15 protein-coding genes and 2 tRNA genes are annotated in these 17,956 nt (G+C 33.2%); 11 read left to right on the top strand and 6 right to left on the bottom strand.

Annotation, left to right across the window (positions count from 1 at the left end; all coding sequences use genetic code 11):
- The first annotated feature begins 77 nt into the window (after positions 1-77).
- The 5 genes from G4L40_RS04285 (at position 78) to G4L40_RS04265 (ending at position 6,424) form a co-directional block, all read left to right on the top strand.
- Complete coding sequence (locus G4L40_RS04285; RefSeq protein WP_166235915.1) at positions 78-563, top strand: acetyl-CoA carboxylase biotin carboxyl carrier protein subunit; 486 nt, start codon at positions 78-80, stop codon at positions 561-563.
- A gap of 95 nt (positions 564-658) precedes the next feature.
- On the top strand, positions 659-2,098 hold the full coding sequence (locus G4L40_RS04280; RefSeq protein WP_166236022.1) for an acetyl-CoA carboxylase biotin carboxylase subunit: 1,440 nt from the start codon (positions 659-661) through the stop codon (positions 2,096-2,098).
- Between the two features lie 80 nt (positions 2,099-2,178).
- On the top strand, positions 2,179-3,720 hold the full coding sequence (locus G4L40_RS04275; protein ID WP_166235914.1) for an acyl-CoA carboxylase subunit beta: 1,542 nt from the start codon (positions 2,179-2,181) through the stop codon (positions 3,718-3,720).
- A gap of 92 nt (positions 3,721-3,812) precedes the next feature.
- Positions 3,813-4,937 (top strand): peptidoglycan endopeptidase, encoded by a 1,125-nt coding sequence (locus G4L40_RS04270; RefSeq protein ID WP_166235913.1) that lies wholly within the window; start codon positions 3,813-3,815, stop codon positions 4,935-4,937.
- Between the two features lie 68 nt (positions 4,938-5,005).
- The gene (locus G4L40_RS04265) at positions 5,006-6,424 is read left to right on the top strand and encodes an MBL fold metallo-hydrolase (RefSeq protein ID WP_166235912.1); all 1,419 of its coding nucleotides are present in this window, start codon (positions 5,006-5,008) and stop codon (positions 6,422-6,424) included.
- A 68-nt stretch (positions 6,425-6,492) separates the two neighbouring features.
- Here G4L40_RS04265 and G4L40_RS04260 read toward each other — a convergent pair whose 3' ends face one another.
- From G4L40_RS04260 to G4L40_RS04245, 4 genes are all read right to left on the bottom strand, one after another.
- Complete coding sequence (locus tag G4L40_RS04260; RefSeq protein ID WP_166235911.1) at positions 6,493-6,729, bottom strand: YdcH family protein; 237 nt, start codon at positions 6,727-6,729, stop codon at positions 6,493-6,495.
- Positions 6,730-6,860: 131 nt separating this feature from the next.
- Positions 6,861-8,162: a 30S ribosomal protein S12 methylthiotransferase RimO gene (gene rimO / locus G4L40_RS04255; RefSeq protein WP_166235910.1), complete on the bottom strand. Its 1,302-nt coding sequence runs from the start codon at positions 8,160-8,162 to the stop codon at positions 6,861-6,863.
- A gap of 191 nt (positions 8,163-8,353) precedes the next feature.
- Positions 8,354-9,886 carry an OmpP1/FadL family transporter gene (locus tag G4L40_RS04250; protein ID WP_166235909.1) on the bottom strand — a complete coding sequence of 511 codons (1,533 nt, stop codon included), beginning with the start codon at positions 9,884-9,886 and terminating at the stop codon, positions 8,354-8,356.
- Positions 9,887-9,932: 46 nt separating this feature from the next.
- Positions 9,933-10,955: a hypothetical protein gene (locus tag G4L40_RS04245; protein WP_166235908.1), complete on the bottom strand. Its 1,023-nt coding sequence runs from the start codon at positions 10,953-10,955 to the stop codon at positions 9,933-9,935.
- A gap of 99 nt (positions 10,956-11,054) precedes the next feature.
- Between G4L40_RS04245 and proS the strand changes: the two genes are divergently transcribed.
- The 6 genes from proS to G4L40_RS04215 all read left to right on the top strand — a co-directional run bounded on the left by proS (position 11,055) and on the right by G4L40_RS04215 (position 15,613).
- Positions 11,055-12,533 (top strand): proline--tRNA ligase, encoded by a 1,479-nt coding sequence (proS, locus tag G4L40_RS04240; protein ID WP_166235907.1) that lies wholly within the window; start codon positions 11,055-11,057, stop codon positions 12,531-12,533.
- Between the two features lie 84 nt (positions 12,534-12,617).
- A tRNA-Glu gene (locus G4L40_RS04235) sits at positions 12,618-12,689 on the top strand.
- Between the two features lie 29 nt (positions 12,690-12,718).
- Positions 12,719-12,790 (top strand) — tRNA-Glu (locus tag G4L40_RS04230).
- A 150-nt stretch (positions 12,791-12,940) separates the two neighbouring features.
- A complete protein-coding gene (gene rpsT, locus G4L40_RS04225) occupies positions 12,941-13,192 on the top strand; it encodes a 30S ribosomal protein S20 (RefSeq protein ID WP_073583040.1) in 252 nt (83 codons plus the stop codon).
- A 144-nt stretch (positions 13,193-13,336) separates the two neighbouring features.
- Positions 13,337-15,136, top strand: coding sequence for a translational GTPase TypA (gene typA / locus G4L40_RS04220; protein WP_166235906.1), 1,800 nt, complete (start codon positions 13,337-13,339; stop codon positions 15,134-15,136).
- Positions 15,137-15,181: 45 nt separating this feature from the next.
- A complete protein-coding gene (locus tag G4L40_RS04215) occupies positions 15,182-15,613 on the top strand; it encodes a hypothetical protein (RefSeq protein WP_166235905.1) in 432 nt (143 codons plus the stop codon).
- Between the two features lie 58 nt (positions 15,614-15,671).
- Here G4L40_RS04215 and G4L40_RS04210 read toward each other — a convergent pair whose 3' ends face one another.
- Positions 15,672-16,853 (bottom strand): peptidylprolyl isomerase, encoded by a 1,182-nt coding sequence (locus G4L40_RS04210; protein WP_166235904.1) that lies wholly within the window; start codon positions 16,851-16,853, stop codon positions 15,672-15,674.
- Positions 16,854-16,866: 13 nt separating this feature from the next.
- Entirely contained in the window at positions 16,867-17,952 is a 1,086-nt protein-coding gene (locus tag G4L40_RS04205) for a peptidylprolyl isomerase (RefSeq protein ID WP_166236021.1), read from the bottom strand.
- Positions 17,953-17,956: the final 4 nt, after the last annotated feature.

Below are 17,956 nucleotides of genomic sequence, written 5' to 3'. Positions count from 1 at the left end.
TTACAAATTTTATGAGATTTATCATTTACGCAAACGATTTCTTTTTGTAAGTTTACGACAACTAAAAATAATCTCATATGGATACTTCTTATAAGCTTTTAGTCAACAATTCTGGTAGTTTTGAATTGACTGAAAGTAGTTTAAAAAATCTTGATGCTGTCTGCATTGAGCAATCAAAATTTCATATATTAAAAGATAATAAGCCTTATAAAGCAGAAATTGTTTCCGCAGATTTCATAGCAAAAAAATACACTATCAAAGTTAATAATAATACTTATGAAGTGGCAATTTCAGACGCTTTAGATGAATTAATCAAGAGTATGGGAATTGAGCGTGGTAGAACTAAAGTTGTTAATGCAATCAAAGCGCCAATGCCGGGTTTAATTCTTGAGATTAGTGTTGAAGTTGGTCAAACTGTAAAGGAAAACGACCCTTTGTTAATTCTTGAAGCCATGAAAATGGAAAATAGTTTTCTTTCACCACGTGATGGCGTTATTAAGTCTATTGCTGTAGAAAAAGGGAATGCTGTAGACAAAGGACAATTATTAGTTGAATTTGAATAAAAAAGAGGCAAGATGCAAGAAAAAAGAAGTTAGAATTTATCTTTCTTTTTTCAGTAAAGCGGTCTTTCTTCTTTCATCTTAATATTATGAAAGAAATTAAAAAAATATTAGTAGCAAATCGCGGTGAAATTGCCATTAGAGTAATGAAAACCGCAAAAAAAATGGGCATTAAAACTGTAGCAGTTTTTTCAACTGCCGATAGAAATGCACTCCATGTAAAATATGCAGATGAAGCGGTTTGTATTGGTGAAGCTGCTTCAAGTCAATCCTATTTGCGTGGTGATAAAATCATCGAAGTTTGTAAAGATTTAGGTGTTGATGCTGTACATCCAGGTTATGGATTTTTAAGTGAAAATTCATCTTTCGCTGAAGCTTGCGAAAAAAATAACATCATTTTCATAGGACCAAAATCGAAAGCTATCGAAATGATGGGAAGTAAATTAGCGGCTAAAGAAGCGGTCATGAAATATGACATTCCAATGGTTCCTGGAGTGGATCACGCAATTATTGATGTGGAAGAAGCTAAGAAAACTGCAAAAGCGGTTGGTTTTCCAATTCTGATAAAAGCATCTGCTGGTGGTGGTGGAAAAGGAATGCGTGTGGTTGAAAAAGAAGAAGATTTTGAATCGCAAATGAATCGTGCAATCAGTGAAGCAACTTCTGCTTTTGGTGATGGTTCGGTTTTTATTGAAAAATATGTAACCAAACCACGACATATCGAAATCCAAATTATGGCAGATAGTCACGGGAATGTTTTATATATTTTTGAAAGAGAGTGTAGTATTCAACGACGTCATCAAAAAGTAGTTGAAGAAGCACCTTCGTGTATTTTAACACCAGAAAAACGTAAAGAAATGGGCGAAGCTGCTGTTAAAGTCGCTCGCGCTTGTGATTATCTTGGCGCTGGAACAGTGGAGTTTTTAATGGATGCAGATCATAATTTCTACTTTTTAGAAATGAATACCCGTTTGCAAGTAGAACATCCAGTTACTGAAATGATTTCGGGCTTGGATTTAGTTGAATTGCAAATCCGTGTGGCTCGTGGAGAAGCATTGGATATTAAACAGGAAGATTTAAAAATTCATGGTCATGCAATGGAACTTCGTGTGTATGCTGAAGATTCTATGAATGATTTCTTACCAAATGTCGGATTTTTAAGTACATATAAATTACCCGAAGGCGAAGGAATTCGCGTGGATAACGGAATTGAAGAAGGAATGGATGTGCCAATTTATTACGATCCAATGCTTTCCAAATTAGTAACTTACGGAAAAACACGAGAAGAATCTATTGAATTAATGATTAAAGCCATCGATAATTATCATGTTGAAGGTGTTGCAACTACTTTACCTTTCGGAAAGTTTGTAATGGAGCATGAAGCATTTCGTTCTGGGGATTTTGATACTGGTTTTGTAAAAGCCTATTATGATGCTGAAAAACTTAAATCAAAATTAGATACAGAAGCAGAAATCGCGGCTATGGTTGCATTGCAAAAATATCTTGAAGATCAAAAAGTATTACGATTACCAAACTAAAGTAGTAAGATTTAAGAATTAAGTAATAAGACAAAACTTAACTTGAAACTTGAAATCTTAAACTTGAAACAAAAAGTAAAATGGAAGATAAAATAAAAATATTAAGCGATAAAATTGCCTTAGCCAAATTAGGTGGAGGTGAAAAACGAATTGCTTCACATCATGCTAAAAAGAAATTAACTGCTCGTGAAAGAGTGGAATATCTTTTGGATGAAGGTTCGTTTGAAGAAATTGGAATGTTAGTTACTCATAGAACTACCGACTTCGGAATGGAGAAAGAAATTTATTATGGTGATGGAGTAGTAACTGGCTATGGAACTATTAACGGAAGAGTTGTCTATGTTTTTGCACAAGATTTTACGGTTTTTGGAGGTTCATTATCAGAAACACACGCCGAAAAAATTTGTAAAGTAATGGATATGGCTCTGAAAAGCGGTGCACCAATGATTGGATTAAATGATTCTGGAGGTGCGCGTATTCAAGAAGGTGTTCGATCATTAGGTGGTTATGCAGATATTTTCTACAGAAATGTTCAATCTTCGGGAGTTATTCCACAAATTTCTGCAATACTTGGACCTTGTGCAGGTGGAGCCGTCTATTCACCAGCAATGACCGATTTTACCATGATGGTAGAAGGGAATAGTTATATGTTTGTTACGGGTCCAAATGTGGTAAAAACAGTTACAAACGAGGAAGTTACTTCAGAAGAATTAGGAGGTGCAAGCACACATTCAACAAAATCAGGTGTGGCTCACATTACGTCTCCAAACGGAATTGAATGTTTGGAAGATATTAAAAAATTATTGAGCTATGTTCCACAAAATAACAGAGAAACAACACCAAAAGTGCCATATGTTTTAGGTGATGAAGTGCGAGAAAAATTAGATACTATTGTGCCTGATAATGCAAACAAGCCTTATGATATGCACGATGTAATTACTAACATCATTGATGAAGATTCATTTTTTGAAATTCATAAAGATTTTGCAGAAAATATTATTGTAGGTTTTGCAAGATTAGGAGGTAGAAGTATCGGAATTGTGGCTAATAACCCTAAATATTTAGCGGGCTGTTTGGATGTGAAATCGTCTATTAAAGGAGCTAGATTTGTTCGTTTTTGCGATTGCTTCAATATTCCATTATTAGTTTTAGAAGATGTACCTGGATTTTTACCTGGAACCGATCAAGAATGGAATGGAATTATCGTTCATGGAGCAAAATTGTTATACGCATTTAGCGAAGCAACCGTTCCGAGAGTAACAGTAATTACTCGTAAAGCTTATGGAGGAGCATATGATGTAATGAATTCAAAACACATCGGCGCTGATATGAATTTTGCTTGGCCAAGTGCTGAAATTGCAGTTATGGGAGCAAAAGGAGCTTCGGAAATTATTTTCAAAAAAGAAATTAGTGAAGCGGCAGATCCAGCAGCAAAATTATTAGAAAAAGAAGCAGAATATGCCGAATTGTTTGCAAATCCTTATACAGCTGCTCAAAGAGGTTTTATTGATGAGGTCATTTTACCAAAAGATACCCGAAGAAAATTATTAAAAGCCTTCAGTATGTTAGAGAATAAAGTTGTTGATACACCAAAACGCAAACACGGAAATATTCCATTATAAGATAAAATAATGTTAAAACTCCCTATAAAATGGGAGTTTTTTTTATCTTGCAAACTCAAAATTTTACTCCAATCCATCTAAAATAATTTTCTATGAGATTCATAACTATTTTTACTTTTATATTTCTGTGCTTTACTAGTATAGCTTTTTCGCAAAAAACGATTAAGCATACCGTAGTTGAAGGTGAATCTTTTTATTCAATTGCCAAAAAATATAAAGTAACGGAATCAGATATTTATGAATTAAATCCAAAAGCTAAAGGAACTTTATTACAATTAAAAACCGTTTTATTAATTCCAAACAAGAATTATAAAGCTGAGAATAAAAAGAAAAAAGTAACATCAAAAAATGTAGAAGCTACCGAATTTCATATAGTTGAAGCTGGTGAGTCGTTATATAAAATTGCAAAACAGCACGGAATTTCGTTAGATAAATTAAAAGAATTAAATCCAGATATCAAACCTGAAGCTATTCAAATTGGTGATAAGATAACAGTTTTAGCTTCAAAAAAAGAAATAGCAACCATAACTCCCAAAAAAGAAGAAACACCAATTGTAGCTACGACTACTGTAGAAATAATACCAATTGATTGTGAGGATGAATTAGGGAATAAAATTCATACGGTTCAAAAAGGAGAGACTTTGTATAAAATTGCAAAAAAATATAAAATTAAACTCAACGATTTAAAAGAGTTGAATGAAGAAGTAGTTGAAAATCTTCCAGAAGGATATCAGTTAATTATTAAACTTGGAACTGTTGAATTAGCAAATCAACCTAAGGATAACAAAGAATTAGTAGATGTAAAACCACTTTCTTTAGAAAACATGTCAAAAGCTGAGTTCTTAATTGCAAAAGCTTCGGAACATATTGGAACTCGCTATCGAGGTGGAGGAACAACAAGTGCAGGTTTTGATTGTTCGGGTTTAATGTTTGCTACTTTTAAGCATATAGACATGACTTTGCCACGTTCATCTGGTTCAATGGCAGTTGGTGCTGGTGTAAGAATTGATAGAGCTCAAGCTCAAAAAGGTGATTTGATTTTTTTTACTACAAATGGAAGAGGTAGCATTAATCACGTTGGAATGATTACTGAAGTTTTAGATGATGAAATCAAATTTATTCATTCATCTGTTCAGTCAGGTGTAATTATTTCTTCTACAAAAGAACCTTACTATTCAAGAAGATTTGTTCAAATTAATAGAGTTTTGGCAGAATAGATTCATGATATTTATCATTTTGTACTAGAATCGATGTGGGTAAATTAGTACCTTAAAATAATTACGTCATGAAAGTAGAACAGATTTATACAGGTTGCATTGCACATGCTGCCTATTACATTGAAAATAATGGTGAAGCTGCCATTTTTGATCCTTTACGAGAAGTACAACCCTACATTGACAGAGCTAATAAAGACAATGCAAAAATTAAATATGTTTTTGAAACACATTTTCATGCAGATTTTGTGAGTGGTCATTTAGATTTAAAAGCTAAAACGGGTGCAGAAATTGTTTTTGGCCCTACTGCAAAACCAGGTTATGAAGCAACTGTGGCCACTGACGGACAGGTTTTTGATTTAGGGAATTATAAAATTAAAGTAATTCATACTCCGGGTCATACAATGGAAAGCTCAACTTATTTGTTAATTGATGAGAATGGTAAAGAACATGGTATTATTTCTGGAGATACATTGTTTATTGGAGATGTAGGAAGACCAGATTTAGCGCAACATGTAATTGCAGAATTAACACAAGACAAATTAGCTCGACATTTATATCATTCACTTCGTGAAAAAATTATGCTCTTAAGCGATGATTTAATTGTATACCCAAATCATGGAGCTGGAAGTGCTTGTGGTAAAAACATGAGTAAAGAAACAACAGATACATTAGGAAATCAAAAACGTACAAATTATGCTTTACGTCCTGATATGACTGAAGATGAATTTGTTGAAGAATTATTGACTGGTTTAACAACTCCTCCTGGTTATTTTCCAAAGAATGTATTAATGAATTTGAAAGGATACGAATCGTTAGACAAAGTTTTGGAAAAAGCAAAACATCCTTTAACTGCCGATCAATTTGAGGTGATTTCTGAAAGGAAAGATGTAATAATCTTAGACACTAGAAATGCAACAGATTTTGCAGCGGCATTTATTCCTAATAGTATTAATATAGGAATTGATGGTAGTTTTGCTAGTTGGGTAGGTGAAATAGTTTCAGATATTAATCAAAAAATAGTATTAGTTACTGAATCGGGTAGAGAAGAAGAATGTATGATTCGCTTGTCTAGAGTAGGTTATGATCATACGATTGGTTACTTGGAAGGAGGATTTGAGAATTGGAAAAAAGCAGGAAAACAAATAGATTCGCTAAGAAGAATTTCAGGTGAGCAACTAGAACAAATGCTGGCAACAGAAGAATTGTCTTTATTTGATGTTCGTAAGCAAAGTGAGTTTGATTCTGAGCATCTTGTTAGTTCAAAAAATATTCCGTTGAATCAGCTTAATTATAATTTAGACGTATTTCCTAAAGATAAATTGTTTGTTATTTATTGTGCTGGTGGATATAGAAGTATGATTGCAGCATCAATTTTAAAACAAAATGGATATGAAAATTTTGTAGATGTTTCTGGAGGTTTTAGTGAAATTGCAAAAGTTACTAAGTTACCAAAAACGGCTTACGTTTGTCCGTCAACAATGCTATAATATTTGAGATGTATGAATAAAAAAGCCGCTAATAAAAGCGGCTTTTTAGTTGGTTTAGGTTTTTGTTTCTAGTTGTTTTTCAAAAAGTTGTAAATTTCATCTTTTAGAAAAACTCTATCTTTTCTCAAATGACTTAATTCGTCATCCATTGCTAATTCCTCATCTGTCTCGATTTTGTAGATTTTAGTGTCTAATTCAGTATATGAATGTAACAGAACCTGAAATTCATCATTGTGATGATACAAGTCTTTAATCTTTTCTGCATATTCTGGAAAGTCTTGATAAATAGGATGTTTCGTTATCATAATATTGGTTTTTTTATTAGTATACTCAAAGTTACTATCAAAAAATCAAATTTGATATGACAAATGTCATTTTAAATAAAAAATCCTCACAACAAAATATTGCAAGGATTTTTATATAGTTTTGAATCTGATTAAACGGGTTCAGCGTATAAATCGAATTCGGTTGCATCTGTTATTTTTAAATTTACAAAATCTCCCGTTTTTAAATAGAATTTTGAAGCATCTACTAATACTTCATTGTCCACATCAGGGCTGTCAAATTCGGTTCTTCCGATGAAATATTGACCTTCTTTTCTGTCGATCACACATTTGAAAGTTTGTCCAATTTTTTCCTGATTCAAATCCCATGAAATTTGCGATTGTAAATCCATAATTTCGGCTGCACGTGCTTGTTTTACTTCCTGTGGAACATCATCTTCTAAGACAAAAGCACCTGTGTTTTCTTCGTGTGAATAAGTAAAACAACCTAAGCGCTCAAACTTCATTTCTTGTACCCAATCGCGTAGAATTTCGAAATCTTCTTGTGTTTCTCCTGGATATCCAACAATCAAAGTCGTTCTAATTGCCATTCCAGGAACACGCTCTCTAAATTCTTGTAATAATTTAGTCGTTTTTTCTTTAGTTGTACCGCGTTTCATCGATTTCAAAATATCATCTGAAATATGTTGCAACGGAATATCAATATAATTACAAATTTTTGGTTCGCGTTTCATTAAATCTAAAACATCCATTGGGAAACCACTAGGAAAAGCATAATGCAAACGAATCCATTCGATACCTTCTACTTTAGCTAGGTTTTCTAATAGTTCGGCAAGATTACGTTTTTTGTATAAATCTAATCCGTAATAAGTTAAATCTTGAGCAATTAAAATTAATTCTTTTACTCCTTTTTTAGCCAAACCTTCTGCTTCTTTAACCAATTTTTCAATAGGTTGTGAAACGTGTTTTCCACGCATTAACGGAATCGCACAAAAACTACATGGTCTATCACAACCTTCGGCAATTTTTAAATACGCATAGTTTTTTGGAGTTGTAGTTAAACGTTCTCCAAGTAATTCGTGTTTGTAATCAGCTCCTAAAGCTTTCAATAAAAGTGGTAATTCGGTAGTTCCAAAATATTGGTCAACATCTGGGATTTCCTTCTCTAAATCAGGTCGGTATCTTTCTGATAAACATCCGGTAACGAATACTTTATCTACTAAGCCTTGATCTTTTTTATCTACATATTCCAAAATTGTATTTACCGATTCTTCTTTTGCATTATCAATAAAACCACAAGTGTTAATTACTACGATATTGCCTTCTTCTTCGTGTGCTACATCTTTTCCGTTGGCTTTTAGTTGTCCCATTAAAACCTCACTATCGTAAGTGTTTTTAGAACATCCAAGAGTAATTACATTGATTTTATTTTTCTTTAACGATTTGGTTCTCATGCTTTTAATTTTGAGGTGCAAAATTACATAAAATAATTAGTAGAAGCACCAGCGTTTGGGAATTTTTTAATGATTTGGTCCCGCTGTCCGCTATACAAGGTGTCGCTCCCATCGGGGCTAAAGACAATCTTTTAGTCATAAAAAAAACCACTTCGGTTGAAGAAGTGGTTTAATATATTGTTTTTAATATTTTAGAAATTGATAGAGTAGGTAAGTGTTACATTGTTATTTGTAGTTCTTATTCTAGCAGTATCATTCATTCCTGAAGATATGAACGATAAGTTATAATTTCTATGGTCGTTTGCGTAGGCTAAATCTAATCTGCTTTCACCAAAATTATAACCTAAACCAGCTGAATAACCCGTTAAATCACCCATGGCATAATCTACTTTGTATGGACTTTCTTCAAAACGATAACCACCTCGAACGCTCCATTGTTTAATTTTGTATTCACCACCAACTCTTAATTCATAAGCATTTTTTAATTCACCTTTCATTTGGCTATTCAAATCACTATAAAAACTATCATTTGTAGGTTTGAATTTAGTATTGCTGTAATCTTTAGTAGCATAATCAATACTGATTAGTCCTTTTTTACCAAAAATATAAGCACCACTATATGTGATTTTACTCGGTGTTTGCACTTTATAAGTAGGATAGACATTAATAACATCTGGAGCAATTACTTCTTGAAAATTATCTGTTCCATCAGTTGTATTCACTATTAAACGTTGCGATAATTCGTCGTTTAATCTATACCATGTTGGCGATTCATAAGCAATACCAGCTCTAAATTCTTCTGTAACTTTTACAATTGCACCTAAATTTAACGAAAATCCAGTTCCATATGTGTATAATTCGTTGTCAAATTGAATATCAGTAGCAGTGTATCCAGTTGAGTATAGTGGATTGTTGTTTCCTTCATAAACTGATGTTGTTCTTACATAATCTGTAAAGTGAGCATTTAGGTTCATTCCTAAGAATAATCTGTTTTTGTATGAAGTTGCCACATTTGCAGAAAGTTTTCCATTGTATCCCGTTGCAGAAACATAATTTTCTTGGTAATAATTTCCTCCAGGTGGTACATTTGTGTAATAGGAACCTGGTCCGTCAGATTCTAATAAATAAGCTTGATATGCCATCATTGCTTGTTGTGCAGGGAAACCTAATCCATTAGTTTCTCCTAAATAAGCATATAAATCAGTAATTGATTCGCCTGGTTGTAATTCTACATATTCGTTTGGTAAACCTTGCGCTTTGTCTAAGAAATATTTATCAATAGAATTTGTTGGGTTTATACCTGCTGAGAATAATTCATTATCAAAATCTGCGGTATTTTCATAATTTAATGCAATTGCGATTTTTGACCAATTGCTTTTTCCAGATTTATTATCAAAAACCATTACAGCACCTATTTGATTCAAATCAAGCGTACTATAATCTTCTTTTGTTCTTGTTCCAAAATAATCTGAACGATTATGAATGTTATAAAGACTTCCAGAAATACTGGCATAATTGTTAGCAAAAAACAATGATCCAGCAGGATTGATGTTGATAGATGATAAGTCTCCACCTACAGCTCCAAAAGCGCCACTCATTCCTCTAAAACGAGCGGTTCCAGTTAAATTGTTTACAGCATAACGTAAGGCGTCTTGAGTTGTAGTTTCTTGTGCTATAGAAACTATTGAGCTGCCTATTAGTAGTGATAGAAATATTTTTTTCATTGCAATTTTTTATTTTTAAGAAAACATATCTTTTTAGTATAATAAATTAACCTCGGCCACCTCTTCCTCCGCCGCCAGAAGAACGACCTCCTCCACCTCCAGAAGAACTTCCTCCAAAGCTTCCGCCTGAAGATGAAGAGCTACTTCTTGGAGACGAGTAGTTATTGCTTCTTGGTGTTGAAGTATTTGTGTTGCTTCTTGGTTCTGAATAATTGTTAGTTCTAGGCGTGCCAGTGCTGTTTTCTCTTGGAGTATTTGTTCTAGGACTAGTATTTGTTCTAGGTGTGCCATTATTTTGTGAAGACCTTGGATTTTGGAATGTACCTCTTGGGTTTGAAGTTCTAGGGGTACTATTGAAATTTGGACTTGTAGCTCTTCTTCCTCCATTATAATTTGAGCTATTTCTTCCTCCACCATAGTTATAATATCCACTTCCACCTCTTGGTCCGCTATTGTAGGCTACATTTCTTCCTCTATAGCCGTTCCAACCCCAGCCATTGTTGTAGTAACCACCCCATCCTGGGCCATAATATCCATACCATCCACTTCCATACCAAGAATTCCATCCCCATCCCCAGTTAGGTCCATACCAAGAATTCCATCCCCATCCCCAATTTGCACCATACCATGAGTTCCATCCCCAGTTAGAATATCCCCAATAAGGAGAATACCAATTGTTATATCCCCAGTTTGTGTTGTAATAGTTTATGGTTACTTCGGATGCATTATTGCCCCATCCTGCGTAATTTTGATCGTTATAATCGTTTCTATAAACTGTAACTACTGTGTCTTGAGGTTCTTGTGACTGATAATTGTCAACATCAGTAAAATAAGTATAATCATCTTGCATAGCTCTGAATTGTTGAGCATATTCATTAGATTTTTCTATGTTTTGTTCGCTATATTTGTTTTCAACTTGGTCATTTGGTTGTTCTGAAGAACCATAAACACCATCATTATCATAATAAGATGAATTTTGATAGGAACCACATGAAGTAGCGAAAATTGCAACTAATCCCAACAAGGAAAATGCAATATTTTTTGGATTAATAGGGTAATAAGTTTTCATAACTCTTTTTTTTATTGTTGGACACTTCAAATTTAACTATTTTTGCCAAACATTTTAGTTAAAATTTATACAAACAATTTTTGTGCCAAAATATTCATAATGAGCAAGAACTTAACAACAAGAGCGGAAGATTATTCCAAATGGTATAATGAATTAGTCGTAAAGGCTGATTTAGCGGAGAATTCAGGAGTAAGAGGATGTATGGTTATCAAGCCATATGGCTATGCAATTTGGGAAAAAATGCAAGCCCAATTAGATAAAATGTTTAAAGAAACAGGGCATAGTAATGCTTATTTTCCGCTTTTTGTACCTAAAAGTATGTTTGAAGCCGAAGAAAAAAATGCGGAAGGCTTTGCAAAAGAATGTGCTATTGTGACACATTATCGTTTAAAAAATGACGAAACTCGTCCAGGAAAATTAATGGTTGATCCAAATGCTAAACTAGAAGAAGAACTAATTGTTCGTCCAACTAGTGAGGCAATTATTTGGTCAACTTACAAAGGTTGGGTGCAATCGTACAGAGATTTGCCTTTACTAATAAATCAATGGGCAAATGTTGTTCGTTGGGAAATGAGAACGCGTTTGTTTTTAAGAACAGCCGAATTTTTATGGCAAGAAGGACATACAGCTCATGCAACTCGTCAGGAAGCGATTGAAGAATCGGAAAAAATGATGAATGTATATGCAGATTTTGTGGAGAATTTTATGGCAATTCCAGTTGTAAAAGGTTTGAAAACAGAAACTGAACGCTTTGCTGGTGCAGATGAAACGTACTGTATTGAAGCATTAATGCAAGATGGAAAGGCTTTGCAAGCTGGAACGTCACACTTTTTAGGTCAAAATTTTGCTAAAGCTTTTGATGTGAAATTTGCTAATAAAGAAGGAAAGCAAGAACATGTTTGGGGAACTTCTTGGGGTGTTTCAACACGTTTGATGGGTGCTTTAGTGATGACACATTCTGATGATAAAGGTTTGGTATTGCCTCCAAACTTAGCGCCAATTCAAGTGGTTATTGTTCCTATTTATAAAACAGATGAGCAATTTGATGCAATTTCTGAACAAGTTAATGTTTTAACAGCTGAATTAAGAAAACTGGGTATTTCGGTAAAATATGACAACAGAGATACACAAAAACCAGGATTCAAATTTGCGGAATGGGAATTAAAAGGTGTGCCAGTTCGTGTTGCTCTTGGACCAAACGATTTAGAAAACGGAACTTACGAAATTGCTCGCAGAGATAATTTGTCTAAAGAAGTGGTTTCTAAAGAAGGTGTAGCTTCATATATTCAAAATTTATTAGAAACAATTCAAAACGATATGTTTGCTAAAGCATTGGATTACAGAAATTCACATATAACAGAAGTGAATTCTTTTGAGGAATTTAAAGAATTGTTAGAAACTAAAGGAGGTTTTTTAGCAGCACATTGGGATGGTACAGCAGAAACTGAAGAAAAGATAAAAGAGCTTACAAAAGCAACCATTCGTTGTGTCGCTTTGGATAGAGTTGAAGAAGCTGGAAGCTGTATATTTACAGGTGCTCCATCAAAAGGGCGCGTGCTTTTTGCTAAAGCATATTAAAAAAAAATAAAAATTTTTATTTCAGGTCTTGCAGGAATCAAAATTAGTTGTATTTTTGCACTCGCATTACAAAAATAATGTAATGGCCCGTTCGTCTATCGGTTAGGACGCCAGGTTTTCATCCTGGTAAGAGGGGTTCGATTCCCCTACGGGCTACATATTTAGAATAAAAAGAATTGGTTAATGGCCCGTTCGTCTATCGGTTAGGACGCCAGGTTTTCATCCTGGTAAGAGGGGTTCGATTCCCCTACGGGCTACAAAATTAGTTGTGAATTAGTTTTATAAAGTAATTGTTCAGTGTCTCGGATGATTTCTTTATTAGTTAAAACCAAAGTGTTTGCCTAGGCGAATGTGGGAGGTTTTTCTTTTTTAACTAAGAGTTTATAACAATTAAAATTTAAAACAAAATGGCAAATCATAAATCTGCTTTAAAAAGAATTAGAAGTAACGAGAAAAAAAGAGTATTAAACAGATACCAACACAAAACTACTCGTAATGCAATCAAAGCTATTCGTTTAGCTACTGATAAAGCTGAAGCTTCTGCAAAATTATCAACTGTAATTTCTATGATTGATAAATTAGCTAAGAAAAATATTATCCATGATAATAAAGCTTCTAATTTAAAATCTAAATTAACTAAACACGTAGCTTCTTTGTAATCTACTATTAGTAAAATATACTAAAGCTCTCATTTCGAGAGCTTTTTTTATACATTATTATTGTGTTATTTCAACTAAAGTATTGATTACTATAGTGTTTTTCTCAAAATAAACATTACCTTTGCACCTTCAAAAAATTAATAAATGACTTCTATTAGAAACATCGCAATTATTGCACACGTTGACCACGGTAAAACTACTTTGGTTGATAAAATTATGTACCACTGTCAGTTGTTTCGTGAAAACGAAAACACAGGAGATTTAATCTTAGATAATAATGACTTAGAGCGTGAAAGAGGTATTACTATTACTTCTAAAAACGTTTCTGTAACTTACAAAGGAACAAAAATCAACATTATCGATACTCCAGGTCACGCCGATTTTGGTGGTGAAGTAGAGCGTGTACTTAATATGGCAGATGGTGTTTGTCTTTTAGTAGATGCTTTTGAAGGACCGATGCCACAAACACGTTTCGTATTACAAAAAGCGATTGATTTAGGTTTAAAACCTTGTGTGGTTATTAACAAAGTAGATAAAGAAAACTGTACTCCAGAAGAAGTGCATGAAAAAGTTTTCGACTTAATGTTTGAATTAGGTGCTACAGAAGAGCAGTTAGATTTCCCAACAGTTTACGGTTCGGCTAAAAACAACTGGATGTCTGATGACTTTAGAAATCAAACTGAAAATATTGAGCCTTTATTAGATATGGTTTTGGAACATGTTCCAGCTCCTAAAGTTTCTGAAGGAACGCCTCAAATGTTAATTACATCTTTAGATTTCTCTTCGTTTACAGGTCGTATCGCGATTGGTCGTTTACAAAGAGGTGTTTTACGTGAAGGAATGAATGTTTCTTTAGTGAAAAGAGATGGTAAAATAAGCAAATCAAAAATTAAAGAATTACATACTTTTGAAGGTTTAGGTCGTAAAAAAGTAGAAGAAGTTGTTGCAGGTGATATCTGTGCGATTGTAGGTTTAGAAGGTTTTGAAATTGGTGATACTGTCGCTGATTTCGAAAATCCAGAAGCGTTAACTTCTATTGCAATTGACGAACCAACAATGAGTATGTTGTTTACAATTAACGATTCTCCTTTCTTTGGTAAAGAAGGTAAATTTGTAACTTCTCGTCACATTAAAGATCGTTTATCAAAAGAATTAGAGAAAAACTTAGCATTAAGAGTTAACGAAACGGATTCTGCTGATAAATTCTTAGTATTTGGTCGTGGTGTACTTCACTTATCGGTTTTAATTGAAACTATGAGAAGAGAAGGATATGAGTTACAAATTGGGCAACCACAAGTTATCATCAAAGAAATCGATGGTGTAAAATGTGAGCCAATTGAAGAATTAACAGTTGATTTACCAGAAAATCTTTCAGGTAGAGCCGTAGAATTCGTAACTATCCGTAAAGGTGAAATGTTATCTATGGAGCCTAAAGGAGAGCGTATGATTATCAAATTCAACATTCCATCTCGTGGAATTATCGGATTGAGAAATCAATTATTAACGGCTACAGCTGGTGAAGCTATTATGTCGCACCGTTTCATTGATTACCAACCATTCAAAGGTGAAATTCCAGGACGTTTAGGTGGTTCATTAATTTCTATGGAAAACGGAAAAGCAATTCCTTATTCTATTGATAAATTACAAGATAGAGGTAAATTCTTCGTTGACCCGAATGAAGATATCTACGAAGGTCAGGTAATTGGTGAAAATTCACGTGGTGATGATATGGTGGTGAATGTAACTAAAACTAAAAAATTAACAAACGTACGTTCTTCTGGAAATGATGATAAAGCAAGAATTATCCCTGCTATCAAATTCTCATTAGAAGAAGCATTAGAGTACATTCAAAAAGATGAATATGTTGAGGTAACACCAAAATCGTTACGTTTACGTAAAATCTATTTGAATGAAAACGATAGAAAACGTTTCAAAATAGCATAATTTTTAAATCCCGATGAAAGTCGGGATTTTTTAGCATAAACAAGAATGGAAATTAAATTAAAATATGGAATTGACAATTTGCTTTTCGGAATGAAAGAGCAAGATGTTACTAAAATTTTGGGTAAACCTGATACGCAATATAAAGACGAAGAAGAAAACGTTGTTTTTATGTATAACACCAGAAAACTTCGCTTGATTTTTTATAAAGAAGAAAATTTCAGATTAGGTTATATGACAACCACAAATCCAATTGTAAAGTTGTTTAATACGACTGTAATTGGTAAGAATTGGAGTGATGTGTATTCACTTTTAGAAAAAAATAAAATTAAGCCATTTGAAACCGATACTGTAGAAGGAATGATAAGTTATTTTAACGAAGAAAACTGGTTGTTTTTTCACGTAGATTATAACGAAATCATTAAGATTGAAGTTGGTGCCGTTTTTAGTGATAAAGACGAATTTGATTGGAGATTTTAATTCAAGTAAGTATAAAAAAGCCGCTAATTAATTTAGCGGCTTTTTTTTATGTTTGAAACTATTTAGTTTGAGATTCTAAAATTTCTACTTCAAAAATTAAATTTGCATTTGGTGGAATTACTCCTCCAGCTCCTTTTTCTCCATAACCTAAATTTGAAGGGATAAAAAGCGTTAATTTATCACCATATGACATCATGTTTACTCCTTCTAAAAATCCTGGAATTAATCCGCCTTTGTTGCCAAATTTAAAAGGAAAAGGAGCGTATCCATTTTGAGCTGCTCTATTTTGATCAAATTTTCCGTATAGTTTAGAAACATCTTCATAACTACTATCAAATAATGAACCATCTTCAAAATATCCTGCATAATGGATGTAAATATCAGTACCTTCAACAGGCTTTTTGCCATCTCCTTTTTTAGTTATAACATATTGTAAACCTGATGGTGATTTTGTCGCAGTAGCTTTCATAGCATTAAAAGAAGCAACTTTTTCAGCTTTTACTGTAACTAGTTTTCCTTCAATTTCTTTTCTTTTTTGTGCTTCAAGTTCTGCTTGTTTTTTTTGTTTTTCAGCCGCAATTTCAGCTAGTAATTTTCTGGCAGCATCATTTTTAGTAGCTTGAATTTTATCGTTTTCTTCTTTTTTGCTAAAATATTCGGCAAAAACTTTTTCAGCTTTGAATTTCTTAGCTTCTTTTCCGTTTCTAATAATTACAACTGAATTAATTACATCGCCTTGAGCAATTTTGTCTACAACTTCTTGTCCAGAGATTACGTGTCCAAAAACAGTGTGTTTGCCATTTAACCAGCCAGTTTCTTTATGAGTAATAAAAAATTGACTTCCATTTGTTCCAGCACCCGCATTTGCCATTGATAAAACACCTGGGCCTTCATGAGTTAAATCAGTAATTTCATCAGTAAATTTATATCCTGGGTCACCAGAACCATTTCCGTCTGGGCAACCACCTTGAATCATGAAATTTGCAATAACTCTATGAAAATTTAAACCATTATAATAGGGTTTTCCTTTTTTTGCTTCTTTTACTTGTGTGTTAGTTCCTTCAGCAAGAGAAATAAAGTTAGCTACTGTTATAGGAGTTTTTTTGAATTCTAACGCAACAACAATTTTCCCTTTCGTGGTATTGATTTCTGCAAAAATTCCATCTTGGTTTTTATCTTGTGCATATCCAAGGGTTGCAAATCCAAGGATTGCTAGTGTAATTTTTAATAATTGTTTCATTTTGAGATATTATTTATTTGGTAATTTTTTCTAAAAGTTCTACTTCAAATATAATATTTGCATTTGGAGGAATAACATCGCCACCACCTTGTTCTCCGTATGCTAAATTAGCGGGTATATATAAAACCATTTTGTCTCCAAAACTCATCATTTCAACACCTTCATTGAATCCTGGAATAAAAGGCAAATTACCCATTGTTACTGGATAACCTGTATAACCATTTTGGTTAGCTCTGTTTTGGTCAAATTTTCCGTAAAGTTTGGCAACATCTTCATAATTTGTATCAAAAAGTTGACCATTTTCTAAAAAACCTGCATAATGCACAAAAGCATTTGTTCCAACTGTCGGTTTTACTCCAGTGCCTTTTTTAATAACTTTATATATTAATCCAGATTGTGTTTTTGTGCCTGTTGCTTTTATTGATTCAAACTCTTTCGCTTTTGCTTCTCTGATTGATCTTGTTTTTTCTTCAGCTTCTTTTTGAGCTTTAGCTTCTTTTGCATAGTAGTTTTTGAAAGTTTTTACGGCATCAAATTTTTTAGCTTCGTTTCCAATTCTGATAATCGTAATTTTTTCAATTTGATCTTCATTTTCAATAGTATTAAGAATATCTAATCCTTCTATTACTTCTCCAAATACACTATGCATATTATCTAACCAAGGTGTTTCCTTATGCGTGATAAAAAATTGGCTTCCATTAGTGCCAGGTCCAGCATTAGCCATAGATAATATGCCTGCTTTTGAATGTTTTAAATCGGGATGAAATTCATCTTTAAATTTATAACCTGGTCCACCAGAACCATCACCATTCGGGTCGCCACATTGAGCCATAAAATCTGGAATTACGCGGTGAAATTTTAATCCGTCATAAAATGCTTTTCCTTTAAATTCTTCGCTTACAAAAGGGTTTTTACCTTCTGTTAATGTTACAAAGTTTGCTACAGTATTTGGAACTTTTTTATACTCCAATTTTGCAATTAATGTGCCTTTTGAAGTTTCAATTTCGGCATATAATCCTTCAGCTAATTGGTCATGCGATTTTGAGCAAGAAGAAAGAAATGTAATTAAACTTAAAAATAAAATTGAAATGGGTTTCATCGTT

This window comes from Flavobacterium celericrescens, assembly GCF_011392075.1.
In the GTDB taxonomy this organism is placed as follows: domain Bacteria; phylum Bacteroidota; class Bacteroidia; order Flavobacteriales; family Flavobacteriaceae; genus Flavobacterium; species Flavobacterium celericrescens.
The sequence above is the reverse complement of the archived record's forward strand: the minus strand, read 5'-3'. Positions and strand labels throughout refer to the sequence as shown.